This window comes from Nostocoides veronense (genome assembly GCF_039531185.1).
GTDB lineage: Bacteria > Actinomycetota > Actinomycetes > Actinomycetales > Dermatophilaceae > Nostocoides_A > Nostocoides_A veronense.
The window spans coordinates 1-25,135 of sequence record NZ_BAAAPO010000026.1 but is presented as its reverse complement, the minus strand read 5'-3'; the positions used below and the strand labels follow the sequence as shown (position 1 = coordinate 25,135).

Annotated in this window: 24 protein-coding genes; 12 read left to right on the top strand and 12 right to left on the bottom strand. The window is 68.2% G+C overall.

Annotated elements, in window-relative coordinates; all coding sequences use genetic code 11:
- Positions 1-26 precede the first annotated feature (26 nt).
- The 4 genes from ABD225_RS08305 to ABD225_RS08290 all read right to left on the bottom strand — a co-directional run bounded on the left by ABD225_RS08305 (position 27) and on the right by ABD225_RS08290 (position 2,562).
- Positions 27-644: a vitamin K epoxide reductase family protein gene (locus tag ABD225_RS08305; protein ID WP_425564366.1), complete on the bottom strand. Its 618-nt coding sequence runs from the start codon at positions 642-644 to the stop codon at positions 27-29.
- Positions 625-1,284: a DsbA family protein gene (locus ABD225_RS08300; RefSeq protein ID WP_144856755.1), complete on the bottom strand. Its 660-nt coding sequence runs from the start codon at positions 1,282-1,284 to the stop codon at positions 625-627. The genes ABD225_RS08305 and ABD225_RS08300 overlap by 20 nt, the downstream gene beginning before the upstream one ends.
- 152 nt (positions 1,285-1,436) lie before the next feature.
- A complete protein-coding gene (locus ABD225_RS08295) occupies positions 1,437-1,991 on the bottom strand; it encodes a cadmium resistance transporter (RefSeq protein ID WP_075818543.1) in 555 nt (184 codons plus the stop codon).
- A gap of 91 nt (positions 1,992-2,082) precedes the next feature.
- Positions 2,083-2,562, bottom strand: coding sequence for a signal peptidase II (locus ABD225_RS08290; RefSeq protein ID WP_006593163.1), 480 nt, complete (start codon positions 2,560-2,562; stop codon positions 2,083-2,085).
- Between the two features lie 503 nt (positions 2,563-3,065).
- Here ABD225_RS08290 and ABD225_RS08285 point away from each other — a divergent pair.
- From ABD225_RS08285 to ccsB, 4 genes are read left to right on the top strand one after another with little or no spacing between them, the layout of a single operon-like run.
- Positions 3,066-3,662 (top strand): TlpA family protein disulfide reductase, encoded by a 597-nt coding sequence (locus ABD225_RS08285; protein WP_344083393.1) that lies wholly within the window; start codon positions 3,066-3,068, stop codon positions 3,660-3,662.
- The gene (locus ABD225_RS08280) at positions 3,659-4,405 is read left to right on the top strand and encodes a cytochrome c biogenesis CcdA family protein (RefSeq protein WP_344083390.1); all 747 of its coding nucleotides are present in this window, start codon (positions 3,659-3,661) and stop codon (positions 4,403-4,405) included. Before ABD225_RS08285 ends, ABD225_RS08280 begins: the two co-directional genes overlap by 4 nt.
- 1 nt (position 4,406) lies before the next feature.
- A complete protein-coding gene (resB, locus tag ABD225_RS08275) occupies positions 4,407-6,056 on the top strand; it encodes a cytochrome c biogenesis protein ResB (RefSeq protein WP_344083387.1) in 1,650 nt (549 codons plus the stop codon).
- Entirely contained in the window at positions 6,053-7,090 is a 1,038-nt protein-coding gene (gene ccsB / locus ABD225_RS08270) for a c-type cytochrome biogenesis protein CcsB (protein WP_344083384.1), read from the top strand. Before resB ends, ccsB begins: the two co-directional genes overlap by 4 nt.
- Before the next feature lie 210 nt (positions 7,091-7,300).
- On the opposite strand, the gene ABD225_RS08265 is transcribed toward ccsB, so the two are convergent.
- Positions 7,301-8,053 carry a methyltransferase family protein gene (locus tag ABD225_RS08265; protein ID WP_344083381.1) on the bottom strand — a complete coding sequence of 251 codons (753 nt, stop codon included), beginning with the start codon at positions 8,051-8,053 and terminating at the stop codon, positions 7,301-7,303.
- On the bottom strand, positions 8,031-8,795 hold the full coding sequence (locus tag ABD225_RS08260; protein ID WP_344083378.1) for a TnsA-like heteromeric transposase endonuclease subunit: 765 nt from the start codon (positions 8,793-8,795) through the stop codon (positions 8,031-8,033). The genes ABD225_RS08265 and ABD225_RS08260 overlap by 23 nt, the downstream gene beginning before the upstream one ends.
- A 252-nt stretch (positions 8,796-9,047) precedes the next feature.
- On the opposite strand from ABD225_RS08260, the gene dnaK reads away from it, so the two are divergent.
- The 4 genes from dnaK to ABD225_RS08240 are packed head-to-tail and all read left to right on the top strand — an operon-like array spanning position 9,048 to position 13,101.
- The gene (gene dnaK, locus ABD225_RS08255) at positions 9,048-10,940 is read left to right on the top strand and encodes a molecular chaperone DnaK (protein WP_344083375.1); all 1,893 of its coding nucleotides are present in this window, start codon (positions 9,048-9,050) and stop codon (positions 10,938-10,940) included.
- Positions 10,937-11,551: a nucleotide exchange factor GrpE gene (locus ABD225_RS08250; RefSeq protein ID WP_344083372.1), complete on the top strand. Its 615-nt coding sequence runs from the start codon at positions 10,937-10,939 to the stop codon at positions 11,549-11,551. Before dnaK ends, ABD225_RS08250 begins: the two co-directional genes overlap by 4 nt.
- A 54-nt stretch (positions 11,552-11,605) precedes the next feature.
- The gene (locus tag ABD225_RS08245; RefSeq protein ID WP_344083369.1) at positions 11,606-12,652 is read left to right on the top strand and encodes a DnaJ C-terminal domain-containing protein; all 1,047 of its coding nucleotides are present in this window, start codon (positions 11,606-11,608) and stop codon (positions 12,650-12,652) included.
- 5 nt (positions 12,653-12,657) lie between these two features.
- Positions 12,658-13,101, top strand: a complete 444-nt coding sequence (locus ABD225_RS08240; protein WP_344083366.1) for a heat shock protein transcriptional repressor HspR — start codon at positions 12,658-12,660, stop codon at positions 13,099-13,101.
- 20 nt (positions 13,102-13,121) lie between these two features.
- Here ABD225_RS08240 and ABD225_RS08235 read toward each other — a convergent pair whose 3' ends face one another.
- The 4 genes from ABD225_RS08235 to ABD225_RS08220 form a co-directional block, all read right to left on the bottom strand.
- Entirely contained in the window at positions 13,122-13,535 is a 414-nt protein-coding gene (locus tag ABD225_RS08235) for a PIN domain nuclease (protein WP_344083364.1), read from the bottom strand.
- 343 nt (positions 13,536-13,878) lie between these two features.
- Positions 13,879-16,515, bottom strand: coding sequence for an MMPL family transporter (locus tag ABD225_RS08230; RefSeq protein WP_344083361.1), 2,637 nt, complete (start codon positions 16,513-16,515; stop codon positions 13,879-13,881).
- Between the two features lie 13 nt (positions 16,516-16,528).
- Entirely contained in the window at positions 16,529-17,158 is a 630-nt protein-coding gene (locus ABD225_RS08225) for a TetR family transcriptional regulator (RefSeq protein ID WP_344083359.1), read from the bottom strand.
- Between the two features lie 192 nt (positions 17,159-17,350).
- Positions 17,351-18,037, bottom strand: a complete 687-nt coding sequence (locus ABD225_RS08220; protein ID WP_344083357.1) for a DUF4230 domain-containing protein — start codon at positions 18,035-18,037, stop codon at positions 17,351-17,353.
- 233 nt (positions 18,038-18,270) lie between these two features.
- Between ABD225_RS08220 and ABD225_RS08215 the strand changes: the two genes are divergently transcribed.
- From ABD225_RS08215 to ABD225_RS08200, 4 genes are all read left to right on the top strand, one after another.
- Positions 18,271-18,960, top strand: coding sequence for a response regulator transcription factor (locus ABD225_RS08215; RefSeq protein ID WP_344083355.1), 690 nt, complete (start codon positions 18,271-18,273; stop codon positions 18,958-18,960).
- Positions 18,957-19,961, top strand: a complete 1,005-nt coding sequence (locus ABD225_RS08210) for a sensor histidine kinase (RefSeq protein WP_344083353.1) — start codon at positions 18,957-18,959, stop codon at positions 19,959-19,961. Before ABD225_RS08215 ends, ABD225_RS08210 begins: the two co-directional genes overlap by 4 nt.
- Positions 19,962-20,045: 84 nt before the next feature.
- Positions 20,046-20,552 carry a thioredoxin family protein gene (locus ABD225_RS08205; protein WP_344083351.1) on the top strand — a complete coding sequence of 169 codons (507 nt, stop codon included), beginning with the start codon at positions 20,046-20,048 and terminating at the stop codon, positions 20,550-20,552.
- On the top strand, positions 20,549-21,283 hold the full coding sequence (locus ABD225_RS08200; protein ID WP_344083349.1) for an urease accessory protein UreH domain-containing protein: 735 nt from the start codon (positions 20,549-20,551) through the stop codon (positions 21,281-21,283). The genes ABD225_RS08205 and ABD225_RS08200 overlap by 4 nt, the downstream gene beginning before the upstream one ends.
- Positions 21,284-21,286: 3 nt before the next feature.
- Here the strand turns inward: ABD225_RS08200 and ABD225_RS08195 are convergent, their stop codons facing one another.
- Both ABD225_RS08195 and lysX read right to left on the bottom strand, forming a co-directional pair.
- On the bottom strand, positions 21,287-21,877 hold the full coding sequence (locus tag ABD225_RS08195) for an MOSC domain-containing protein (protein ID WP_344083347.1): 591 nt from the start codon (positions 21,875-21,877) through the stop codon (positions 21,287-21,289).
- 42 nt (positions 21,878-21,919) lie between these two features.
- On the bottom strand, positions 21,920-25,033 hold the full coding sequence (gene lysX, locus ABD225_RS08190) for a bifunctional lysylphosphatidylglycerol synthetase/lysine--tRNA ligase LysX (protein WP_344083885.1): 3,114 nt from the start codon (positions 25,031-25,033) through the stop codon (positions 21,920-21,922).
- Between the last annotated feature and the right edge of the window lie 102 nt (positions 25,034-25,135).

Genomic DNA, 25,135 nt, shown 5'->3' with positions numbered 1-25,135 from the left:
CCGGCGCCTGAGCCGCGGCAAGCGTCCTAGGCGAGGGTGATCCAGTAGTCCCAGAACCGGACGGCGATCAGAGCCGCGACCACCAGGCACCATGTCGTGACGATCGTGACGGCGTAGTCTCCGACCCACCGTGGAAGCGCCCCGGCGCGGGACCACCGGGCCAGTACCGCGACGAACGCGGCCACGGTGACGACCCAGACCACCATGCAGTACGGGCACAGCGCACCGATGCGGTGGACGCTCTGGAAGATGAGCCAGTGCACGAACACCGTGCCCAGCGCCGTACCCGCGGTCAGGCCGATCCAGTACCAGGACGGCAGCCGGGCGCCGCTGATGATCGTGACGGCGACGGTGACCAGGGCGGCGAAGCCGGCCACGCCCAGGATCGGGTTGGGGAACCCGAACAGCTCCGCCTGGGGGGTGCTCATCACCGACCCGCAGCTCAGCAGCGGGCTGATGCTGCAGCTGGGCACGTAGCTCGGGTCGGCGACCAGCCGGATCTTCTCCACCAGCAGCACGAACGCCGCCGACAGACCGACCCAGCCGCACACGAGCAGGACCCACCCCACGACCCTCCCGACCGGCGCGCCGGGCTCCTGGGAAGGAGCGGTGAGCGCGGCGGGCTCAGCGGTTGACGGCTGCATCGATCTGGGCGCGGAAGTCGCCCTCGGAGGTGGGCTGCAGCAGCTCACCGTCCAGGAAGAAGGTCGGGGTTCCCTGGACACCCAGTGCCATGCCGTCCTGCCGGTCCTGCTCCACGCGCTGCTGGATGGCGGGGTCGGCGACGGCGGCGTCGTAGGCGGCCATGTCCAGCCCGAGGTCCTGGGCGAACTGCCGGAACAGCGGCGCCTTGGAGTCCTGCTGCTCGCCCCATTCGCTCTGCGTCTGGTACATCCGCGTGTACATGTCCTCGAACCGGCCCTGCTGGGCCGCCGCCTCGACCGCCACCGCCGCGTTCATCGCGTTGGCGTGGCTGGGGATCGGGAAGTACCGGACCACGAACGTCAGCTCCCCGGCGTACTCCTCGCGGATCTGCTCCACCAGCGGGTAGGCCGCCAGGCACGCCTCGCACTCGAAGTCCAGGAACTCCACCAGCACCGGCGCGCCCTCACCGGCGTCGGAGAGCACGTGGCTGTCCTCCCTCACGACCGGCACGGCCGAGCTCGTTCGCGCCGAGTCCGCGACACCGGTGCCGGACGGCGGGCGGGTCACGCCAACGGCGACGGCCACCACCGCAACGAAGACGGCGATCAGCAGGAGGGACAGGATCACGTTGCGCCGCACGGGCACTCCTTCATCAGGCGACACGGACGATCGGCCAGTCTGGCCGAGGATGCGGGAAGTCCCGACGCGGATCGTAGAGCCAGACCCTGAGAAGACTCTGGCCCGGTGCGACAAACGCCATTCGGACAGGGCAGGGACCGATGCGCCCCTACCTACAGGCCGAAGGCGCCACCTTCGACGAGGATCGCCACGCCGAGTCCGATCAGGACCAGAGGGAACAGGACGTGCTCCCAGCGTTCCAGGACCTCTGCGATGGGCCTACGGGTGGCGACGAACTTGGCGAGCAGGACAAGCACCATGACGAGGACGAGGAAGACGACGCAGTAGGCCACGACCGCGCCGGCGCCGACGGTGACGAAGACGGGGACGTAGACGCCGATGTTGTCACCGCCGTTGGCGAAGGTGACACCGGCGACCGTCAGGGCGCTGATCGTCTTGTCCGCGACCCGGTCGTCATCGTCTCCGTCGCCGCGCCAGACCTTCCATGCGGTCAGCAGGCCGAGCAGCAACGGGATGAGCCCGAAGTAGGCGATCGCCGACTCGGGCAGGAAGGTCACCGCGCCCAGGGAGACCAGTACCGAGGCGACGAGTATGCCGCCGAAGCCCAGGTACTGACCCACGACGATCTTCCTGGTCGTGCCGCGCAAGCCGGCGCCCCGGGCGAAGAAGAGTGACAGCACGATGATGTCGTCGATGTTGGTGGCCATGAACAGCCCGAAGGCCTGCAGGACTGAGGTGAGCACAGGGTGATGCCTTCGGTCGTGTGTGGTGGGTCAGGCGGGCGACGTGGCCACGCGGTCAGCCACTGGTGTCGGTCCCGGCCGGCTGCCGTGGTGAGCGCAGCTCGAGCAGCGCCAGCAAGACGACCCCGGTGACGATCGCGGTGTCAGCCAGGTTGAACGTGGGCCACCACCCGCTGTGCAGATAGTCGGTCACCACACCGTCAAGGGAGCGATCGATCCAGTTGCCGCACCCACCACCAAGAATCGCCGTCACTGCGGCGAGCCGCCAACAGTCCCACGTCGGAGCGGCCCGCCAGGCCACGACGGCGATCGCGACGATGACCAGGCCGGTGAGCGCGACGACCAGTGCGGCCGGCGCGTCAGCGCCGAGGGAGAACGCCACCCCCGGGTTGTGACTCAGCACGAGGTCGACCGGACCCAGGGCCAGCCCCGCCTCCAGCGCGCTCTCAGCCCACGCCTTGACCAACAGGTCCGTCACCGCCACCGCCGCGGCACCGGCCACCAGGACGGCGCGACGCGGTGCCAGTTTCGTCACGGACGCTGCTGTCCATCCCACACGACGCCCACCAGGGGTCGTTGACACCCGCTGGCGGGGATCGGCCGGGGCAGAACCGGACACGCCTGCTGCTCGAGGGCCACGCGCCGCAAGGCGGTTGGAGCGCCTCTGGTTGCCCCCAGCTCCTGGCGGGTCAGGCTGGGACCCACCGGGCGGGGTTAGAATCGACATGCGGCGATGGTAGCGAGTGACGCTGCTGTCAGCAAAGGGTAGAGTCGCACGGGCGGCCGTGTGGCCGGCTCGTCACCACCGTGGCGACCCTCAACCATCGCGTTCGGCAGGCAGAGTGGTAGCGGATGGAAGGTAAGCGGCATGGGCACCATAGGGCGACCCCGGGTGGAGCGAGGCGGTGGACGAGCAGGACGCCCCGACCCCCTCGAGCCGGCCAGCGGTCGACGGCCTCGCCGACAGACGATCTCGGTCGTGCGCTCGCGAGGCATGCTCGCAAACGGGGCACACGGCGACTTCGACGGGCTGCTCCGGTGACCCGCAGGCACCTCCTGGCCCTGCTCGCGGCCGTAGCAGTGGTCCTGGCCGGCTGCGGTGGCGAGGGCTCGACGATCAACGACCAGATGCGTCAGGGCGACCAGAAGGGATACGTCGCCGGTGACGGCACCATCCAGGTGCTGGCGCCGGAGGAGCGCGAGACCGTCATCACCCTGGAGGGGACGACCCTGGAAGACGAGGCGTGGTCCTCGCAGGACCACCTGGGCGAGGTCGTGGTGGTCAACGTGTGGGGGTCGTGGTGCGGGCCGTGCGTGGAGGAGGCGCCGGACCTGGAGGAGGTGGCCACCGAGTTCGCCGAGGCGGGTGAGCCGGTGCAGTTCATCGGGGTCAACAGCCGTGACTCGGTACCCAGCGCCCTGGCCTTCCAGCAGAAGTACGACGTGTCCTACCCCTCGCTCCAGGACGACGGCGGGCGCACCCGCGCCCAGCTGCAGGGGCTGGCCGTCGCGACGCCGACCACGATGGTCCTCGACGGACAGGGGCGCCTCGCCGCCCGGGTCAGCGGACCCGTGGAGGCGTCGGCGCTGCGCGGCCTGGTCGAGGACGTGCTGAAGAGTGAGTCCGCCCGGTGAGCGAGGTCGTTCTCAGCGGGCCGCTGCTGCTGGCCGCCGCGATCGCCGCGCTGGCAGGTCTCGTCTCGTTCGCCTCGCCGTGCGTGCTACCGCTGGTCCCCGGCTATGTCGGTTACCTCTCGGGAATGGCGCCGCCCATGTCGGGCGCTCACGCGCCGGGGCGGTGGCGCCCGACGGTCGGGGCGCTGCTGTTCGTTATGGGTTTCTCGGCCGTCTTCATGGCGATGAGCGTGGTCATCTCCTCCCTGGGCATGGCCCTGGCGCAGCACCAGGGGCTGCTGCTGCGCCTGTCCGGCGCGGTCGTCCTCGGCCTCGGCCTGGTCATGCTGCTGCAGCCGACAGCATCAGTTTCGGTGCGATGGCGACCGGCCGCCGGGATCGCCGGGGCTCCGCTGCTCGGGGTCGCCTTTGGCCTGGGATTCAGCGCCTGCACCGGACCGGCGCTCGCCGCGATCCAGACGCTCGGCACCTCGATCCTCCCGGGGGACGACCAGGTGGGCCGCGCCCTGGTGCTGGGCACCGCATACAGCCTGGGACTGGGGGTGCCGTTCGTGCTCGCCGCCGCCGGGCTGGGCTGGGCCAGCCGCGCCTCGCGCTGGCTGCGCGACCACTACCTGCTCGTGCAGCGCGTCGGCGGCGGGCTGCTCGTCCTCCTCGGCCTGCTCATGATCGCCGGCATCTGGGCCGAGGCCATGGCGTGGGTCCAGACCCGACTGACCAACAACTTCACCACGGTGATCTGACATGGCCAGCACGCGAACACCGGAACGGATCGAGCCGTCCTATCCCAAAGACCGCACCACCTTGGGCGGCCCCCGCCTCGGACCAGCCGGCTGGGCACGTTGGGCCTGGCGGCAACTCACCAGCATGCGCACCGCCATCTACCTGCTTCTGCTGCTGGCGGCCGCGGCCTTCCCCGGCTCAATATTCCCGCAGCGCTCCGTAGACCCGGTCCAAGTGCGCACCTTCTTCGAGAACAACCCCGACCTGGGGCCCTGGCTGGACCGGGTTCTCCTCTTCGACGTGTTCTCCTCCCCATGGTTCGCCTCGATCTATCTGCTGCTGATGATCAGCCTGGTCGGTTGCATCATCCCGCGGATGCGCCAACACTGGCGTTCGATCCGAGCCCAGCCGCCGCCGGCACCACAGCGTCTGACCCGACTGCCCGCCCGCGCCGACGGAACCGTCGCCACCGACGGCCGCGAGGCCCTGGCCGCAGCCCGGGAGGCGCTGAAGGCGAAGGGCTACCGGCTGCGCGACGCCGAGGACGGCGATCTCTGGGTCACCGGAGAGAAGGGGTACCTGAAGGAGACCGGAAACCTGCTCTTCCATCTGGCTCTGCTGGGCGTGATCGTCGCCTTCGCCGCCGGTAACCTGTTCGGCTGGCGCGGGGAGATCATCATCCAGGAGGGGCAGTCGTGGACGGCCACTGCCGGCACCTTCGACACGCTCAACTTCAGCCCGTTGGCCGATGAGGGAGACATTCCCACGTTCACCGTGGAACTCAACAAACTCGACGTAGCCTTCGAAAGCCAGGCCGACGGCGCCCAGTTCGGCCAACCCCGCAGGTTCGACGGGTTGGCCACCGTCGAGGTCCCCGGCCAGGAACCCGAGCAACAGGAGTTCGCAGTCAACCACCCGATCTCCGTGGCCGGAGACTCCATCTTCCTGCTCGGCAACGGCTACGCCCCCATCGTGACCATCCGCGACCCCGACGGAGAAGTCCTCTACTCCGACGCGGTCACCTTCCTCCCACAGGACAACAACTACGCCAGCGAGGGCGCCATCAAGGTCACCGCGCGAGACCCCGGCCTCGGCCTGGTCGGCGGCTTCCTACCGACCCTGCGCATTGATCCCGAGCTGGGGATGACGTCCTCCTTCCCCGGCCTGGTCGACCCCGTGCTGGCACTGACGGCATTCGAGGGAAACCTGTTCCCCGACGGGCGCCCGCAGTCGGTCTTCAATATCGACACCGACCAGATGACCCAGCTCACCGACGAGGAGGGCAACCCCGTCGCGATGCTGATCCGCCCGGGCGAGTACTTCGAGCTACCCGACGGCACCACCGTGGAGTTCGACGGCATAATCCGCTGGGCCGGGCTGCTGGCGCGGCACGACCCGGGCCGGATGCCCGCCCTTGGCTTCGCGATCGCCACCACCGTCGGCCTGGCCCTGATGCTCGGTATCAAGCGACGCCGGATCTACGTACGGATCGAGCCGACCACCCCGACCACAGGGTCGGTGCAAGCTGTCGTGAGGGTCGCTGGCCAACCCAAGGGCAGCGATCCAGGACTCCAGACCATCGTCGACGACGTCCTACTCCGGATCACCAGGATCACGGGTGACCGGACCACTACTCCTGAAACCCACCATCGAGACAAGGACACGGTATGACCGACCCACAGCTGGCCCTGGCCAGCGACATTGCCATCTGGGCCAGCCTGGCCGTGCTCGCGCTGGCCCTCATCTCCTTCTCGGCGCACCTGGCCGTCACCGGGGCCGCCAGGGAACGCCACGATAAAGTCAAGGCCCGCGAGAAGGTCCGCGTGGGTGTTGGCGCCGACGGTGAGCAACCAGCAGACACAGTCGATGACGACCGTGCCACTGGACTGACGGACTCGACCACGCCGACCACCGCCGCAGTCGAGCCACCAACCGTCAGTCATCCCGCCGAGGTCACCCGCCGCTGGGGCGTCATCGGGCTCCAACTCACCTGGCTGGCGACCTTCGGAGTCGTCGGCGGCACGATCTTGCGTGGCCTGTCGGTACAGCGCTGGCCGCTGGGCAACATGTACGAGTTCGCGATCGTCGCCGCATCCTTCGCCCTCATCGTCTTCTCCACGTGGAGCCTGAAACGCGACCGGCTGTGGCTCGGTCCCTTCGTCGTGCTGCCAGTCATGGCCGTCCTTGGCGCGGGCAAGATCTGGTACACCGAGGCCTCCCAGCTCATGCCCGCCCTGGACAACACGATGTGGCTGTCCATCCACGTCACGCTCGCGACGCTGTCCGTGGCGCTGTTCATCATCGGTGCCGCCCTCGGCGTCGCCTTCCTGCTCCGCGACTCAGCCGAGAAGAGAAGCCGCATCCGGGGTTGGCTGGCCGGCCTGCCCGAGGGAGACAAACTGGAGACGATGACCTACGGGGTCCACATCTTCGCCTTCCCGCTCTGGACGTTCACCCTCATCACCGGCGCGATCTGGGCCGAGGTGGCCTGGGGCCGCTACTGGGGCTGGGACCCCAAGGAAATCTGGACCTTCATCATCTGGGTCGTCTACGCCGCCTACCTGCACTCCCGCGCCACCAGCGGCTGGACCAAGCGACACGCCACCTACGTGGCACTCCTCGGCATGCTCTGCATCATCCTGAACTACACCGTCGTCAACCTGCTCATCACCGGCCTGCACAGCTACTCGGGGGTGAGCACGTGACGCCTTCCGCTACACCGTGAATGCGGCTGATGAACGCCAGCAACCCCAAGAACGTCGACTCCGACCACTACCAGCAAGATCATGGCCGTCAAGTGACCGACGCCCGTGGCCAAGACGGACCGACCTGAAACGCCATCCCGCAATCGCTGGCCTCCAGCGACGTCATGTCCCTGGGGCACTCCCAGGGCCTAAAGCGTGGCTACCTGGAACTCAAGAAGTCGGACGCAGGCGTCCAATCCCGGGGACGAACCGCCCCACGCGGGCGGCATAGTCGGCATAGGCCCGCCCGTGCGTGGCCAGCAGGTGCGGCTCCTCAGACGGCGCGGACCTGCATCTGGATGCCCGCATAGACCAGGACCAGGCCCGCCAAGGCAACAAGGTTCGGGAGGCCAACGCGAGCCCGGTGAAGGTGATAAGAGCGGTGGTGAAGATCGGGTTGCGGACGAACGCGAAAGGCCCGGAGGTGACCAGCTCGGTGCGTTCTGTCGGGTCGACACCGATGCGCCAGGCGGTGCCCATGGCCAGCTGCGCAGCGTAGGTGCAGAAGATGCCTGACGCGGCCACCACGGCCGCTGCAGTGCGCAGGGCCGGCGAGCTCAGCGGTGACACCACCGGGTCGAGCCCGAGTAGGTCCCGCCGGACGGCACTTGCTCGTTCATCCAACGCGGACTCCAACAGGACGCTGAAGACCGTCACCTCCCGCTCGAGGCTGGACCTCTTCTTGCTCGACAGACTTGCCCAGGCGACGTTGCGCGGGAGGGGCAGCCCGTCGGGGTCCTGTTGGTGCCCGGACTCGGCGGGACTTGCAGTGTCGATCAGCTCTGCCACGGTCACCGTGCGATACCGTCCGTCGCCGTCGTTCAGCCTCACCGTTGCCGCGTCGACCTCGCACACCGACCACGCCTCCCCGTCGAACCAGAGCCGGCTGCCGACGCGGACCTCAAGAACAGCGCTGTTTGTCATGGACCCCTCTAATCATCCGGATCTCGGTGCTCATATCGATCGGCTGATCGAGCGCGACCTGCCACGTCTGCTTCCAGAGCAGCGTGATGAGCGCCGCCCGCAGGGTGGCACTGGAGTGGGGTGACCGAGCTGCCTCGGCCAGGGCTGCACCGAGAGTGCGACCAGGGCGACCTGCACGGGCCAGCGTGGCCATCGCGTCGGAATCAACGAACCGGCTGCGACGTCCCTGGGCGAGAAAGCGGACGTTGGTCAGTTCGATCGGATCCGCGCCCGACCAGATCGAGTATCGCCAGCCGCGTTCGGCCAGCAATCGTCCAGTCCAGTTGAGAACCACCGCGACATCGGGCTTGTCCAACATGTCGGCAGGCTTGACGTCGACGACCTCCACCGTTCCGTTGCGATGAAGCAGCAGGTAGTCAGGTACGTGTCGACGTAGCGCGTCACCGTCACGACCGGAGATGCCGAACGGCTGGCTCAAGATGGCCACCACGTCACGGTCGAAGTCGGCAAGCATCAGCCGATCGCGCTCCAGCAGGCTCTCGTAGCCCACGTGGTCGCCGACCGTGGCTGACCACCACCAACCTGGATAGTGCCCCATCCCGGCATAGGAGGGGAAGGACCGAACCGGTAGTCCCCGGGCCACCTCCGCCGGCGGAGCCGAGCCCAGCGTCGTGGTCACGTCCTCGCCGGTGTGGGACGTGTACCGGAACTCGACCATCCGCTGGCGCGGCTTCGTGGCCACGGGACCAGCGTCCCCCCACGCGACAAGTTAGCGAGACAGCGACACGCCTGCGACAAGAAAGTGAGACAACGACAAGTAGATCGAGAACCTACATCTCAGATGGGATCCGACACTTGCCGAGCCGGGAATGATGACAGGGCGTCGAGAGTTGAGTGAATCAGACGCAAGTTTCCGGACTCCAAGTTGCGCAAGCGGCATACAGTCCCTAACTTGAGTGCAAGCAACTCAACCTCAACCAAGGAGCACCACCACATGGCCCGTGCAGTCGGTATCGACCTCGGAACCACCAACTCGGCCGTTGCTGTCCTCGAAGGCGGCGAGCCCACCATCATCGCGAACGCCGAAGGCGGTCGCACCACTCCGTCGGTCGTCGCGTTCGCCAAGAACGGCGAGGTCCTGGTCGGCGAGATCGCCAAGCGCCAGGCCGTCACCAACGCTGACCGCACCCTCCGCTCCGTCAAGCGCCACATGGGCACCGACTGGAAGTCCGAGGACATCGACGGCAAGAAGTACTCCGCCCAGGAGATCAGCGCCCGCACGCTGATGAAGCTCAAGCGCGACGCCGAGGCCTACCTCGGGGAGCCGGTCACCGACGCGGTGATCACCGTCCCGGCGTACTTCGACGATGCCGAGCGTCAGGCCACCAAGGAGGCCGGTGAGATCGCGGGCCTCAACGTCCTGCGCATCGTCAACGAGCCCACCGCGGCCGCCCTGGCATACGGCCTGGACAAAGGCAAGGAGGACGAGCTCATCCTCGTCTTCGACCTCGGCGGTGGCACCTTCGACGTCTCCCTCCTGGAGGTCGGCAAGGACCCCGAGGACGGCTTCGCGACGATCCAGGTCAAGGCCACCAGCGGCGACAACCGCCTCGGCGGCGACGACTGGGATGACCGCATCGTCCAGCACCTGCTCACCACCGTGAAGAACAACACCGGCGTCGACCTGTCCAAGGACAAGATCGCCATGCAGCGTCTGCGCGACGCCGCCGAGCAGGCCAAGAAGGAGCTCTCTTCCGCGACGAGCACCAACATCAGCCTGCAGTACCTCTCGATGAGCGAGAACGGCCCCATCCACCTCGATGAGACCCTCACCCGGGCGCAGTTCGAGCAGATGACCAAGGACCTTCTCGACCGCACCAAGCAGCCCTTCCAGAACGTCATCAAGGACGCGGGCATCAAGCTCGAGGACATCGATCACGTTGTCCTGGTTGGTGGTTCGACCCGTATGCCGGCCGTCTCGGCTCTCGTGAAGGAGCTCACCGGCAAGGAGCCCAACAAGGGTGTCAACCCCGATGAGGTCGTCGCCCTCGGTGCCAGCCTCCAGGCCGGTGTCCTCAAGGGTGAGCGCAAGGACGTCCTGCTCATCGACGTCACCCCGCTCAGCCTCGGCATCGAGACCAAGGGCGGCCTGTTCACCAAGCTCATCGAGCGCAACACCGCGATCCCGACCAAGCGGTCCGAGGTCTTCTCCACCGCCGAGGACAACCAGCCCTCCGTGCTGATCCAGGTCTTCCAGGGCGAACGCGAGATGGCACAGCTGAACAAGAATCTCGGCACCTTCGAGCTGTCCGGCATCGCGCCGGCGCCGCGCGGCGTGCCGCAGATCGAGGTCACCTTCGACATCGACGCCAATGGCATCGTGCACGTAACGGCCAAGGACCGCGGCACCGGCAAGGAGCAGAAGATCACCATCTCGGGCGGCAGCGCGCTGTCCAAGGAGGAGATCGAGCGCATGGTCAAGGACGCCGAGGCGCACGCCGCCGAGGACTCCAAGCGCCGCGAGGAGACCGAGGCCCGCAACACCGCGGAGAACCTCGTCTACTCCACCGAGAAGTTCCTCGCCGACAGCGGTGACAAGCTGACCGCTGACATGCGCGGCCCGGTCGACACCGCCCTCGCGGACCTCAAGGAGGCCATCAAGCCCGAGGCCAACACCTCGGTCGAGGACCTCAACGCCAAGGTCAACAAGCTCAACGAGGAGTCCCAGAAGATGGGTGCCGCGTTGTATGCCGCGTCGGCCGAGCAGGGCGAGTCGCCCAATATGGGTGGCAGCGAGTCCACCGACTCCGCCCAGGGCACGACCCCCAACGACGACTCCGATGTCGTCGACGCGGAGGTCGTCGAGGACGACGAGGACACCAAGTGACCGATTCCCATTTCACCCCGGACGGCGATCAGCCGGTCGAGGCGGACGTGGTGAATGACGCTGCTGCGCCTGCGGATTCGGCTCCGGCCGGGTCCGCGGGCGCCGCGGCGGGCGACGGTATGCCGTCCGCCCCCGAGGTCGACCCCGCGGCCGCCGTCGCCCCGGACGAGTTGCACCCGGACACGGTGCTCGCGGCCGAGCGACTGAACGACCTGCAGCGACTGAACGCCGAATATGTCAACTACAAGCGCCGCGTCGATCGCGACCGGCCGCTGATCCAAGAGCGCGCGATCGCCGATGTGCTGGAGGCACTGCTTCCGGTCATGGACGACATCTCGGGCGCTCGCGATCACGGCGATCTGACCGATGGGCCGTTCGCCGCCATCGCCGACAAGCTCGAAAACACCCTGGGCCGCTTCGGCTTCGAGCGCTATGGCGCCGTCGGCGAGGCCTTCGACCCGGAGTGGCACGAGGCGTTGATGCACCTGCCGTCGGCGGACCTGCCTGCCGATGCAACCACCACGACCATCGTCCAGGTGCTGCAACCGGGCTATCGTGCCGGCAGCAAGGTCCTTCGTCCGGCCCGCGTGGCCGTCGCCGACCCGAGCTGAGCGCGGCGATAACCGTATACAGCACAACAGAACTCACGAGAGGGGGACGCCAGGATGGCTAGTCAGGATTGGTTCGAGAAAGACTTCTATGCCGTCCTCGGCGTCCCCAGTGACGCCGACGACGCGGCGATCAAGAAGGCCTACCGCAAGCTGGCGCGCCAGCACCACCCGGACAAGAACGCCGGGGACGCGGCGGCCGAGCAGAAGTTCAAGGACATCACCGAGGCGCACTCGGTGCTCTCCGACCCCAAGCAGCGTCAGGAGTATGACGCGATCCGCCAGATGGCCCGAGGGGGCGCCCGGTTCACCGCCGGCGGCCCGGGCGGCGGGGCCGGCGCCGAGGGCTTCGAGGATGTCTTCTCACAGATGTTCGGCGGCCAGGGCGGCAACGTCCGCTTCAACACCGGCGGCGCAGGCGGCCAGCCGAACCTCGACGACATCCTTGGTGGCCTGTTCGGTCAGCAAGGGGGCTTCGGTCAGCAGGGTGGCTTCGGCCAGCCGGGCGGCCGGGGTGGTTTCGGCGGGTATGGCGCCCCGCGCGGCCCGCAGCGGGGTCCCGATATCGCCGCCCGCACCACGCTGAGCTTCCGCGATGCCGTCGCGGGCTCGACCGTCACCCTGAGCGGTCTCGACGGACAGCGCATCACCACGCGCATTCCTGCCGGAGTCAAGGACGGCCAGAAGATCAAGCTGCGCGGCAAGGGCGGCGAGGGCGATCCCGGCGCGCCCAAGGGCGATCTCATCCTCACCGTCTCGGTCGAACCGCACCCGGTCTTCGGTCGTGATGGCGACAATCTCACCGTCGACCTGCCGGTCACCTTCGCCGAAGCAGCCTTGGGCGCAACGGTTTCCGTGCCCACGCTGGACGGCAAGCCGGTCAAGGTCAAGATCGCGCCGGGAACTCCGTCCGGGCGTGTCCTGCGGGTCAAGGGCCGCGGCGTCGCCGGGAAGAATCACACCGGCGACCTCCTCGCGAAGGTGGCGATCCTGGTGCCGCAGCGCCTCACCGATGAGGCCAAGGCCGCCGTCGAGATCTTGCGTGATCAAGAGGCCGGCGGCGACCCGCGGGCCGATCTGTTCCGTGAAGCCGCGAAGGACTGACGCAGATGGCACTCAACGGTCTCGGCGCCGACGACGAGACCCCCGTCTTCGTCATCTCCGTCGCCGCACAGCTCGCGGGCATGCACGCCCAGACGCTGCGTCAGTATGACCGCCTCGGCCTCGTCACTCCCTCGCGCACCCAAGGCGGCGGACGACGGTATTCGGCGCGCGATGTCGCGCGCCTGCGCGAGGTCCAGCGCCTTTCGCAGGAGGAAGGCGTCAGCCTTGCCGGCATCCAGCGCATCCTGCAGCTGGAGAACCAGGTCGATGCGCTGCATGCCCGGATCGAGGACCTGACCCATGCTCTGCATCAAGCCGAACTCGCCAGCGGCCGAAGGGTTTTCGCTGTCGGGTCGGCGGGCGAAGCGGTCATGATCCGGCCAGGCCAACGGCCTCCGCATACGGGTTCTCAAGCTCTCGTCGTCTGGGAACCCTTCGCCCGGCGGTGAGCGATGGCCGCCCCCGCGGGTCAGGGTGTTTGGTCCACGAAGCGCACTGGCTGACCGGTGACCTGGGCGATCGTCAGGAAGTTGGGGTCCGCGCTCAGCACGGTCAGTTTGTGGGCCTCGGCCGTCGCGGCGATGAGGAGATCCACCGCCCCGGCGGAGCGATGCTGCCCGTGCTCGGTGAGCAATTGTTGAACGTGCTCCGATCGAGAGAAAGCGTTGTCGCTCATAGGGACCCAGGTGAAGAGGTCCATGTAGAGCCGCTGCTTCTCCAGGCGATCAGCCAGCGATCTTGCCGAGCAAAGGAACTCCAGTTCGACGGCTGGGCAGGTGGCGATGACGCCAGACGTCAAATGGTCGACCCATTGGTCGCGCAATGGCCGGGCAAGTATGCGGAAGATTCCCGAGGCGTCGATGAGGAATCGCGCCGCGCTCATGCCCGGTAGGTGGCCTTGTCCTGGAACTCCTCGAAGTCGCCACGGTCCGCCATTTTTCCGAGCTCATCGAGTGCCTTGATGCGGCGGAGGCGCGCGGAGACTTCGCGAAGGGCAGCATTGACCGTGTCCTTCTTGGTGCGGGTGCCGAGGGCCCGGCGGCGGCGGCCAGGACGTCGTCATCAATCTCGACGACGGTCTTCGTTGCGCTCAAAACTCCTCCTCGGATATCCAACATGGACGATTCGTATATCCAGTGTATCCATGGCAAGCGAGGGCATGACTCCGGGCATATCTCAGCGCAGGTTGGTCGAATCTGCACACCTTGCAAGGTGTGCAGATTCGACTAACGTCCGCTAGCAGAGGTTGCACGACCCAGCAGAGGTTGCACGTCCGCGTCGTTGGGCGTGTCCGCGTCGTCGGGCGCCTCGAGTGTCTGCGCTGACGTGTCATCGGTCGCCAGCTCGGGCGCTGGCTCGGTGACCAGGCTGGTGCCTTCGACGTCGACATTCGGGACCAGGCGGTCGAGCCAGGCCGGCAGGTGCCAGGCGCGCTCGCCGAGCAGGTGCATCAGGGCTGGCGTGAGCGTCATGCGCACCAGCCAGGCATCCACGAGGACGCCGACGGCCAGGCCCAGTCCGATGGGCCGGATCATCGTCATATGGGAGAACACGAAGCCGCCGAAGACCGAGGCCATGATGATGGCGGCGGCGGTGACGACCTTGGCGCCGTGGAGGAAGCCGGACCGCACCGCGCGCTGCGCTGACTCGCCATGCGCCCAGGCCTCGCGCATGCCGGTGACGAGGAACATCTGATAGTCCATCGCCAGCCCGAAGAGCACGCCGATGAGGATGATCGGCATGAAGGACAGAATCGGCCCGGGCGTGCTGACGCCGAAAAGGCTTGCCAGCCAACCCCATTGATAGACCGCGACGGTCACGCCGAAGGCGGCGGCAACCGAGAGCAGGAAGCCTGCGGTCGCGATGACCGGCACGATCCAGGAGCGGAAGACCAGGAGCAGGATGACGAGCGAGAGGCCGACAACGGTCAGTAGGTAGCCCGGCAGGGCGGCCGCGAGCTGCTCCGAGATCTCGATATTCGCGATCGTCTGGCCGGTGAAACCGATTGTCGTGCCGGTGGATTCGCCCAGCGATGCGGCGCGATCCTGCAAGGTGTGCACCGTCGTCAGGGTCGCGGCATCGGCCGGGCCGGTCTCGGGCACGATCTGCAAGGCGATGGTGCGGTGATCGGGTGAGGTGCCGGCCACGGCGACCGCCTCGACGCCGGTGGAGTCGGCCATGGCGATCGCGAGTCGTTGGGCGACGGCCGTGGACTGTTCCGCGGTCGGCGCCTGCGCGTCCAGCGTCGCCACCGCGAGCAATGGGCCGTTCATCCCCGGCCCGAAATGCTCCGCGACTTGGTTGTAGGTCGTGTATGCCGTGCTGCCGGCGGGCTCGCTGCTGCCGTCGGGCAGGCCGAGCCGCAGGGACAGGGTCGGGATGGCAAGGATCCCGACCGTGGCGACAACGGCGAGGATAGTGAGCCAGGGACGGCGGGTGACCAGCCGGACATACCAGCCGCCGTGCTCCTCGTCCTGCTCGGTTGCGGGCATGGTGCGGGTCGCGATGTCGGCGGGAGCGGCATACCCATTGGCCGTCCAGAGGCGCTTGGATGCCACCCGCGGGCCGATGAGCCGCAGCAGCGCCGGGGTCAAGGTGATCGCGACGAGGACGGCCACCGCGACCGTCGCGGCGGCAACCAGCCCCATCTGCGCCAGCAGCGGAATGCCCGAGAGCGTCAGGGCCGCGAGGGCGATGACGACCGTCATGCCGGCGAAGGTCACCGCGCTGCCGGCGGTGCCGACGGCGCGCGCGATGGATTCGCGCAAGGGGGTGCCATGGAGATACATCGACCGGTGCCGGTTGACGATGAAGAGCGCGTAGTCGATGCCCACAGCGAGTCCCAGCATGAGAGCCAGGGATGGCGTCATCTGGTGCATATCGAAGAAGGCCGACGCCGCAACGGCTCCCGCCAGCCCCACGCCGACGCCGAGCAGGGCGCCGAGGATCGGCAGGCCGGCGGCGACGAGGGTGCCGAGCATGGCGATCAGCACGATCAGGGCGATCGTCAGGCCGATGATCTCGCCGGGGCCGACGAGCGATTGGTCACGGACGATCTCGGCGGAGTAGTTGGTCGTTACGCCGGTGGCTGCCAGGTCGCTACCGAGCTCGGGGATCTGGGTGCGCACGTCATACGGGACCGAGTTGACGTCCTCGTCGAACTGGATTTGCGCGACGGCGAAACGCCCATCCGTCGTGACGAACCGCAGGTCACCCATCGCGTCGACCTGGGCCTTGCCGAGGTTGTAGTCGACCCAACCCTGTTCGAGATCCTTCTTGGCTAGCGCCCACTTCTCCTCCCCGGCGTCGAGGTCGGCACGGCCCGCGGCGACCTCCTGGCGAAGCGCCTTCAAGCTCGGGTCCTTGGGATTCTTCTTCGCGACGGCCGTGATCAATCCCTCGCCTTGCGCCACCTGGAATTGTGCGTTGTCGAGGGCGACGCGATTCGCCGACAGTTGCTCACCACCGTCGACGAGCTTGGTGCGCGCGGCCTCCAGGTCGGTGCGGGCCTTGTCGAGTTCGGTCTGGGTCGCGAACGGATCGGTGACCCCGGTGACATGATCGATGCCCTCCCAGGCGGAGCGCGCCGATGCGATGGCAGCCTTTTCTTGTGGGGTGAACGAGCCCGAACGGCTCTCGAAAACCACCGTCCCGAAGCCGCCACTCAGCTCTGGTATCTCCGTCCCGAGCTGGTCCAGCACGCGCTGAAAGTCGCTGCCGGGCAACGAGAATTTGCTCGTCATCGGGGTGCCGAAGCTGGCTGCAGCACCGCCGACGGCGATCAGCAGAGCCAGCCAGAGCGCCAGGACTCGGCCGGCGCGATCGGCGCACCAGCGCCCGAGGCGGTAGAGGAATTGGGCCATGGGGGTCGGCCTCCTAGCCGATCGGGGCGGCGTCAAAGCCGCGCCGGAAATAGGTGATGCTCGTCGCGAGCGTGGTGCGGAAGGCGGCGATGCCTGCCGGGGAAAGGTTGTTGTCGGTCGACTCCGACCAGCGGATGATCGCGGCCTGCGCGGCGGAGACGATCGCGGTGGCGAGGCTGACGGCATACAGATCATCGGTGCCCTGCGGGACGCGGGTGCGCACGAAGCCGATGAGCCATTCCGTCCAGTCGAGCATGGCCATATGCAGCACGCCCTTGGTCTGCGGGTTGGCCTTGCCGACGGTGCCGAGCACCGCGACACGACGCAGGAGGGCTTCCTCGGCGGGGGACGACGCCACGCGCAGGACGATGTCCAAGATCGCCTCGTCGGCGGGTGCCGCGACGAAGAACGCGCTGATCTGATCGAGCAGCTCACGCACTCCCCGGACCAGGACGGCCTCGGTCGTGGGGAAGTAGTTAAAGAACGTGCGCCGCGAGACGCCGGCGCGCTCGGCGATGCTCTCCGCCGTCATGGCTTCCAGGCCGCCCTCGGCGAGCAGGGCGTATGCCGCGTCCACGAGTTCCGATGTCCTCTGCGCCTTCTTGCGCTCTCGCAAGCCGCTATCGGCGAGAGAATCCGTCATGGCTCTAGCATGCGCCGAATCTGCACCAAGTGCAAGTTTGCACCTGGTGCATCGTGCCTCGGCCGGGTCGTGCAACCTCGGCCGGGGCGTGCAACCTCTGCTAGCCGACGTTAGGCGAATCTGCGGACCTTGCAAGGTCTGCAGATTCGACCAACCTGTGCTGAGTGATCCCGTCGTCCCGCGCTCAGCGGGTTACTGGGCTCCCGGCTCGTCGGCGTAGATAACGGTCACGGTCGGGAAGCCGAGCTGCCGGCCGAGGGCGGTGAGGAAGTTCCGGCCGTTGTCACGCGCGGTCTGTTGCAGGTCTGATTCCGCGGCAGCCTGCTGCAACGCCTGGACGGCGGCCTGGTCGAGCGCCTGACGCTGCTCCAGCGGAGCACTGGCAAAGAAGTCGTTGACGCGCGTGCCGATGCCGCGCTGCTGCGCCACGATCCGGGACTTGGCGAGGTCGATCTTGGGGCTGGTCAGCGTCGGCGGTGGCACCGTGATCGTCAGAGTTCCCGCCGCCTTGTCCGCCTTGATGTTCTTCTCCTCCAAGGCTTTTAGGTCGATGAGTGCGTCGACACTGCCCTGATAGATCGCCACGCCGGAATCCTTGTCAATGACATCGGGGACGATCTTGGACAGGATGCCCGTGTCCTTGTCATAGCCGTAGTAGACGGGCACGGAGAAGGTACCCGTCGCCGCGCGCAACTCGGCGGTGCGCCGGATCTCCAGCAGCGTCATGTCACCGGGCGCCGGTGTCGAGTCCTCACCGAAGAGTGCATCGCGGAAGCTGCTCAAGGCGCCCGCGAAGAGCACGGCCAGCGTCAGCACGCCGACGGCGACCACAACCAGGGGCACCCAGGTGCGCTGGCGGACGGAGGGGGTGCTCGTCATGCGCCCAACTCTGCCAGGCCAGTCGCGCGCCGGGTGAGGGCGCGAGTCCCTCCGTCGCGGGCCGCGGGCCGCTACCACCTGAGCTACCGCCTGGTTTTGGTCATGATCACGACCACAACCAGGCGGTAGGCCGGGCGCTAGGTGGATCGGATCCGAATCCGCACCTTACGAGGCGGTGACGTCTCAGGTGCGCGGCGGTGGCGGGCGGTGACATATCCCCTAGCGTGACTCCCGTGGTGCGCGTACTGCTGGTCGAGGACGATGCGACGGTCCGTCAAACGCTCGCGCGCCAGCTCACCCAAGCGGGGATGACGGTCCATAGCGCCGGCACCGGGCCCGAGGCCCTGGAGGCGTATGCCGAGCAGCCGGCGGATGTCGTCCTCCTGGACCTGATGCTTCCCGGCCTCAGCGGGCTGGAGGTATGCCGTCGCCTCCGCGGCATCCGTCCCGACCTGCCCGTGATCATGGTGACCGCGCGCGGCGAGGAGCACGAGCGGGTCCACGGTCTGCACGCCGGAGCCGACGACTATGTCGTCAAGCCGTTCAGCACGCGCGAGTTGGAGTTGCGCATCCGGGCGGTGCTGCGTCGCCGCGAGCCCGCCGCCGCCCCGATGGCCGCCGTCCTCGTCGACGGCGACCTGCGACTGGACATGGTCGCGCGGTCAGCGACTCGTGACGGCAGGCCACTCTCCCTGACGGCGCGAGAGTTCGATCTGCTCGCCCATTTCCTGCGCTACCCGGGAACGGTCTTCTCGCGAGAGGAGCTGCTGGAGCGCGTGTGGGGCTGGCATATCGGCGACGCGTCCACGGTCACGGTCCATGTGCGGCGGGTGCGCGAAAAGGTCGAAGCCGACCCCGGTCAGCCGACGGCCCTGGTGACGGTCTTCGGCAAGGGCTATCGCTGGGATGGGCTGGGCCGGTGAGCTCGCAGGCCGGTGCGGTCGCCGTCTCCTTCGGCGTCACAGGAGCGGTCGCCATCGCCGGCGCCCTCACGATCATTCGCGCAGCGGAGCGTCGCCCGTCGATCGCCGCGCTGGGTGCGCCGATTGTTGTTGTTGCCTCCCTCGCCGCCGGTGTGGCCGCCGCCACCCGGGCGATGCTCGTGGCCGAAGATGATTACCACACAGTGCTTTTCGTGCTCCTGGCCGGAGCGCCGATGGCGGTTCTCGTGGGCTTGCTGCTCGCGCGCCGGGTTCAGCGGTGGGAGCGACGGACGGCGCGGGAGAGCGCCGAGCGACATCGGGTCGCCGCGGTCGAAGCCTCCCGCCGCGACACGATCGGCTGGCTGTCGCACGATCTGCGCACCCCGATCACCGGCATCCGGCTGCTGGCCGAGGGGCTGGCCGATCGGTATACGGATGATCCGGAAACCAGCACGGAGCTGAGCCGGCTGGTGCGCGAAGTCGATCGGGTCGACGCGCTCGTGGGCGATATTGCCGAGCTGAGCCGATTGCAGGGTCCGGGACCCCGGGTGCGGTCGGCCGTCGACCTCGGCGATGTGCTCTCCGATGCCGTCGCGGCCGTCAGCGCGCAGGCCGAGGCGGCGCAGGTCGAGATCGTGGCCGGCACGGTGGCCGGTGCGACGGTGACGGGCGATGTGCGGGCGCTGACACGCGCGGCGACCAATCTCGTACGCAATGCCGTGCAACACACCCCCGCCGGGGAGCAGGTGCTGGTCGCCGTCGACGACACGTGCCTCAGCGTCGAGGACCGGTGCGGCGGCATACCGCCCGCCGATCTCGCGCACCTGACGGAGGCGGGCTGGCGTGGAGACGCCGCCCGATCACGAGCCGGCGCCGGCTTCGGCCTGGCCATCGCCGCGGCCGTCGCGGCCGAGCACGCAGGCGAGTTGTCCGTGACGAATCTGCCCAGCGGGCAAGGATGTCGGGCCCAGTTGCGGGTCGCAGACCTTACGGACCGCTGACGGTCCGGCGCCGAGCCTGGTCGCCAACCCACCGCGCCGGATGGACTGTCAGGGCACACCTCACCGACCGGAAGGACACCCTCGATGTCTCCCCTGACCTCCCGCCGCCGCGGCGCCGCCGCGCTCGCCATCGGCCTCGCTCTCAGCCTGTCGGCCTGCTCCGGCGATCAGAAGATGGCGGACTCCGGCACGACGTCCATGACCTCCTCGATGTCCCACAGCAGTTCGTCCGCGGCAAGCACCACCTCGGCGAAAACGATGACCGACAGCATGGCCAAGGGCGCCTATCTGAGCCTCGCGGACTACGAGAAGCAGATGGCCGACCGGGCCGGAAGCACCGTCGTCTACTTCTTCCACGCCTCGTGGTGCCCCGACTGCAAGGCCACAGACGCCGCGCTGATGGCTGATGGCGTCCCGGACGGGCTGACGGTGGTCAAGGTGGACTACGACACGGCCACCGACCTAAAGAAGAAGTATGGCGTGACCACCCAACACACCTTCGTCGCCGTCGACCCCGAGGGCATGGCAACCAAGAAGTGGACGGGTTCCGCGAACGGGGCTGCCATCAAGGCGATGGTCGACAGCGCGTGATCGCGACCGCGACCGCCCTGCTCGGGGCCGTGGTGGCCGGCGCGCTGACCACCATGGCGCCGTGTTCGCTGACCCTGCTGCCGGTCATCGTCGGGGGGTCGGTCAGTGGTGCGATGCCCAGTGGGCGCCCGTGGCTTCGGCCTCTGGCCGTCGCTGGGTCGCTCGGGGGATCGGTTATCGCTTTCACCCTGTTGTTGCGGGCGTCGACGGCGCTCATCGGGATCCCCGCCGAGGTCTGGCGCTGGCTCAGCGGCGGCTTGCTGGTCGCCCTAGGCGTGCTCGCGCTCTTTCCCGACCTGTGGGACCGGGTATCCGTCACGAGCGGCCTCAATGCGCGGTCCGCCGGAGCCTTGGCGCGCTCCCGAGCCCGAAGTGGCCTGGGCGGGGCCATCCTCACCGGCCTTGCCCTTGGGCCGGTCTTCACCTCGTGCAGCCCGCTCTATGGCTATGTCGTGGTCACCGTCTTGCCCGCTGACCTCGGCCGGGGCCTGGCCCTGCTGCTGGCGTATGCCGTGGGTTTGGTCGGCGTCCTCCTCGCCGTCGCCCTGCTGGGCAGCTCACTGGTGCAGCGGTTGCGGTGGGCGAGCGATCCGCATACGCCCTGGCGACGGGCGATCGGCGCGCTCTTCGTCGTCCTCGGGCTCCTGATCGCCACCGGCGCGATGCAGGACCTCGAGACCTGGCTCGTCGACAACAGCCCGGTGCGACCGTGGGAGTGGGGGCCGGCCTAGGCGTCAGTCCGGGCGGCGGACGGTGACCCGGTCGCCGGGGCGGATCTCGCCCGGCTGCACGACGCGGGCATTGAGGCCGCGCAGCCGACGTGGCCGACCGGTGCGACCGTTCACGAAGCGCATCGCCTCCTCGCCGAAGCGCTCGATGAACTTCGCGCACCCGGTGTGCGGCTGATCGGTGACCTGGATGACGGCGGTCGGGGCGTCCGGATCGCCGAAGCTCAAGTAGGTCCACTCCGGCAAATTCGCCTCGGAGAGATCGAGATCCAGATAGAGCTGGTCGCCGGCGAGGGGCTCGAGCGTGGGGTCGTCGGCGAGGAAGGCGACCATCCGATGGCTCATGACATTGAGCTGCATGTCGGGATGGGAGGAGCCGTCAGGGGTCCGCTTGGAACCGCGGCTGATCCAGCTATCGCCGTGCAGGCCGTATGCCGGGTCCAACCGTCCGACGTCGAGCACCTCGCGCTCGCCGACGGTGGGCCGGCGCACGACGAGCTTCAGCGTTCCGGTGTCCTTGGGCGCGGCATCGAGGATCGCGACGAAGTCGAGCAGTTCATCGGTGGTGCGGTAGCGAGCGCAGCGCGTGGGGGCCATGACGGGAGAATGCCAAAACCCGCCGGCTCGTGCGCGGCCGTTTCACCGGGCGGCGCGGTCCGGGCGGACGAAGGGGAAGGTCAGGACGGAGCGAATCGCCGTGTTGGTCAACAACATTGCCAGCCGGTCCACGCCCATACCGAGACCGCCGGTGGGTGGCATCCCGAGCTCTAAGGCGTGCAGGAAGTCCTCGTCGATCTCCATCGCCTCGACATCGCCGGCCGCGGCCTTCAGCGACTGCGCCGTCAGCCGCGCCCGCTGCTCCAGGGGGTCGGTGAGTTCGGTGTATGCCGTGGCCAACTCCATGCCAGCGATCACCAGATCCCACCGCTCCGCGAGCCCCGGAAGCGATCGGTGCGGACGGGTCAGCGGCGAGGTTTCGACGGGGAAGTCGACATAGAACGTGGGGACCGTGGTCGCGGACTCGACCAGCTCGGCATACAACTCCTCGATGATCGCCCCTGGCCCCATTTGGGGGCGGACCGTGATGCCATGCTCGCGGGCCAGGGCGAGCAGGACATCGGGATCGGTGTCCAGCGTGATCGGCTGATGCACCGCCGAACTGACGGCATCGAGGACCGATACAACCGGCCAATCGCCGCTGATGTCAACCAGATCCACGCCAGCCAAGCCCGTGCGCACCTGTTCCGGGCCCGGCATGGGCAGGACCTCGCGTCCGTGGACGGCCACAGCGGCCGCCTTGATCAGGCGTTCGGTGAGGTGGCGCATCGAGGTGTAATCACCGCCGGGGACATACGCCTCCAGCGACGTGAACTCCGGATTGTGCGTCGCGTCCGCGCCCTCATTGCGGAAGTTGCGGCCGAGTTCATAGATCGGGCCGCTGCCGGCGACGACGAGCCGCTTGAGATAGAGCTCGGGGGCGATGCGCAGGGTGAGGTCCACGCCATAGGCGTTGATGAAGGTGTGGAAGGGGCGCGCTGTGGCGCCGCCGTGGATGGTGTTGAGCATCGGCGTTTCGACCTCCATCACGGCATCCGCGGCGAGGGTCGCGCGCAAGGCCGAGAGGATGGCCGCGCGGTGTCGCAGCGGGGTGAAGTCGTCGGGGTGGACGATCAGATCGGTCGAGCGTTGGCGCAGCCGGGAGTCGCCATCGGTGAACGAACGCCAGGGGATCGGATGCAGGCTCGCGGCGAGCAGTTCCCAGGAATCCATGAGGAGGCTTGGGGTTCCCGTGCGAGAGGTGCCCAGGCGGCCGGTGACGCGGATCAAATCCCCCGTCGCGGTCTGTTCGGCGAACTGCCGCAAGGCATTTCGGCCCATCGTCGCAGCATTCAGCAGCACCTGCAGGTGGGCCCCCTGCTCGTCGAGGACGACGAATTGCACGCCCCCGAGATCGCGGACCTGACGGACCCGCCCGGCCGCGCTGACCTGACGACCGGGGGAAAAATCGAGGGTGAGGGCGGGGAGGGGAGTGTCGGCATATCCGTGGCTCGGGGGGTAGGGGTCGCCTCCGGCGGCCCGGACGGCAGTCAAGCGGTCGAGCCGGCGCGCGGTCTGGTCCGAGCGCCGCACCGGCGCGGCCAGCGCCGAGGGCGCCTCCTCGAGGGCACGCGCCTGACGCACCTGCTCGGGGTTGAGTTGCCGGGTCGTGCGCGGCATCCGCCAGGGCACGAAGCCCTCGGCGGCACCCGCGCCGACGGCGATCTGTGGCAGCGCCAGGGCGTCTTCGTAGCAGAGGAAGCGCGGCACCCACTCGGGCTCATACTTCTCGTTGGATCGATAGAGCCGCTCCAACTGCCAGAACCGGTCGAGCACCCCAAGCACCGAATAGCTGACTCGTGCAACGGAACCCGCTCCGATGCGCTCGGCGTCGGAATAGGTCTGGCGGAACATGACGAAGTTCAGCGAGACCCGTCGAACCCCCACTTCGGGAGCCCTCGTGAGCAATTCGCTGACCATGAATTCGGTGACGCCATTGGGCGCCTGGGGGCTGCGGCGCATGACATCGAGGGAGACGCCGCGCTGCCCCCATGGAGCGAAGGACAGCACGCCGGCCAGTTCGCCCGAGGCGTCGTGCGCCGTGACGTGCAGGATGCGGCCGTCTGCGGGATCGCCCGCCCGGTTCAGCGCCATCGAGAAGCCGCGGTCCGGCTCCTCGCCCCGCCACGCTTCGGCGGCCGCCGCGATGGTTGCGAGTTCCTCAGGGGAGATCTCGGACTGCCGACGCAGCCGCACCGTCAGCCCCGCCCGCTGGGCCCGCCGCGCGGCATGGCGCACCGGCGTCATCGAGGCGCGCCGCAGATCGAAGCGCTCCGGATCGAGGATCGCCTCGTCCCCGATAGCCAGCACGCGCAAGCCGTGCCCGGCGTATGCCGTGGCTCCCGCCTCGCTCGCCGACAAAGCCGCTGGCACCCAGCCATACTCGCGCGCCTCGGCCTTCCAGGCCTCGATGGCCGCGCCCCAGGACTCGGGTCGGCCGATGGGGTCACCGGAGGCGAGGCTGACGCCGGCGATGACGCGATAGGTCACGACGGCCCGGCCGTCCGGGGCGAAGATCGAGGCCTTGTCGCGGCGAGTGGCGAAATAGCCGAGCGAGTCGTCGCCATAGTCGGCGAGCAGGCGGCGGATGTCGAGTTCGTGCTCGCCGGTCCATTCGCTCGGGCCACGTGACGAACTGAGAAAGGCGATGACGGCGAGCAAGATCGTCAGACCGAGCAGCGTCGCCGCCACATCGGCCGCCCACGATTCGTGCGCCTCATCCGCGGTGCCCGTCAGCGCGCGCACGGCCGTGCTGAGCAGGCTGCGCAGCCCCGGCGTTTCGGATCGGGTGGCGGCGAGCAAGACCCAGGTCGCGGCGCCCGTGATGGTCGTGCCCGCCGCCAGGGTGAGGCCCGCCAGCCACCAGGAGCCGCGACGCAACCGACCCGAAAAGATGGGCCGCACCCGCCACAGAACCGCGAGGATCACCCCGGACATCGCGATCGAGAGCAGATCCAGGCCGCGTCCGAGATCGCCGCGCGTTTCCCACACGCCACTCAAGGGCAGCCGCAAGGTCGACAGTTCCACGAGGCCGAGATAGGTGCCGAGCAGTTGGAAAGCCGCGACGAACCACAGGCCGATCCGCTTGCGGAAGACCAGAGCGCCGGTGACCAGGGCCAGGACCACGATCGAGAGGAAGGTCGGCGCCGCCGGCACATTGATCAAGCCGAAGGCGACCTCCGCAGTGGAGTGCTATGCGTCTGACTTAGATCGGCATCTGGCTGGGAAATCAGCCCACAGGTTGGCGGCGTGCCTGAG

Coding starts and splice junctions, on each gene's coding strand:
- ABD225_RS08245 (WP_344083369.1), top strand. CDS start 11,606: ATGGCTAGTCAGGATTGGTTCGAGAAAGACTTCTATGCCGTCCTCGGC.
- ccsB (WP_344083384.1), top strand. CDS start 6,053: ATGACCGACCCACAGCTGGCCCTGGCCAGCGACATTGCCATCTGGGCC.
- dnaK (WP_344083375.1), top strand. CDS start 9,048: ATGGCCCGTGCAGTCGGTATCGACCTCGGAACCACCAACTCGGCCGTT.
- ABD225_RS08265 (WP_344083381.1), bottom strand. CDS start 8,053: ATGACAAACAGCGCTGTTCTTGAGGTCCGCGTCGGCAGCCGGCTCTGG.
- resB (WP_344083387.1), top strand. CDS start 4,407: ATGGCCAGCACGCGAACACCGGAACGGATCGAGCCGTCCTATCCCAAA.
- ABD225_RS08195 (WP_344083347.1), bottom strand. CDS start 21,877: ATGGCCCCCACGCGCTGCGCTCGCTACCGCACCACCGATGAACTGCTC.
- ABD225_RS08205 (WP_344083351.1), top strand. CDS start 20,046: ATGTCTCCCCTGACCTCCCGCCGCCGCGGCGCCGCCGCGCTCGCCATC.
- ABD225_RS08225 (WP_344083359.1), bottom strand. CDS start 17,158: ATGACGGATTCTCTCGCCGATAGCGGCTTGCGAGAGCGCAAGAAGGCG.
- ABD225_RS08295 (WP_075818543.1), bottom strand. CDS start 1,991: ATGGCCACCAACATCGACGACATCATCGTGCTGTCACTCTTCTTCGCC.
- ABD225_RS08305 (WP_425564366.1), bottom strand. CDS start 644: ATGCAGCCGTCAACCGCTGAGCCCGCCGCGCTCACCGCTCCTTCCCAG.
- ABD225_RS08230 (WP_344083361.1), bottom strand. CDS start 16,515: ATGGCCCAATTCCTCTACCGCCTCGGGCGCTGGTGCGCCGATCGCGCC.
- ABD225_RS08240 (WP_344083366.1), top strand. CDS start 12,658: ATGGCACTCAACGGTCTCGGCGCCGACGACGAGACCCCCGTCTTCGTC.
- ABD225_RS08220 (WP_344083357.1), bottom strand. CDS start 18,037: ATGACGAGCACCCCCTCCGTCCGCCAGCGCACCTGGGTGCCCCTGGTT.
- ABD225_RS08235 (WP_344083364.1), bottom strand. CDS start 13,535: ATGAGCGCGGCGCGATTCCTCATCGACGCCTCGGGAATCTTCCGCATA.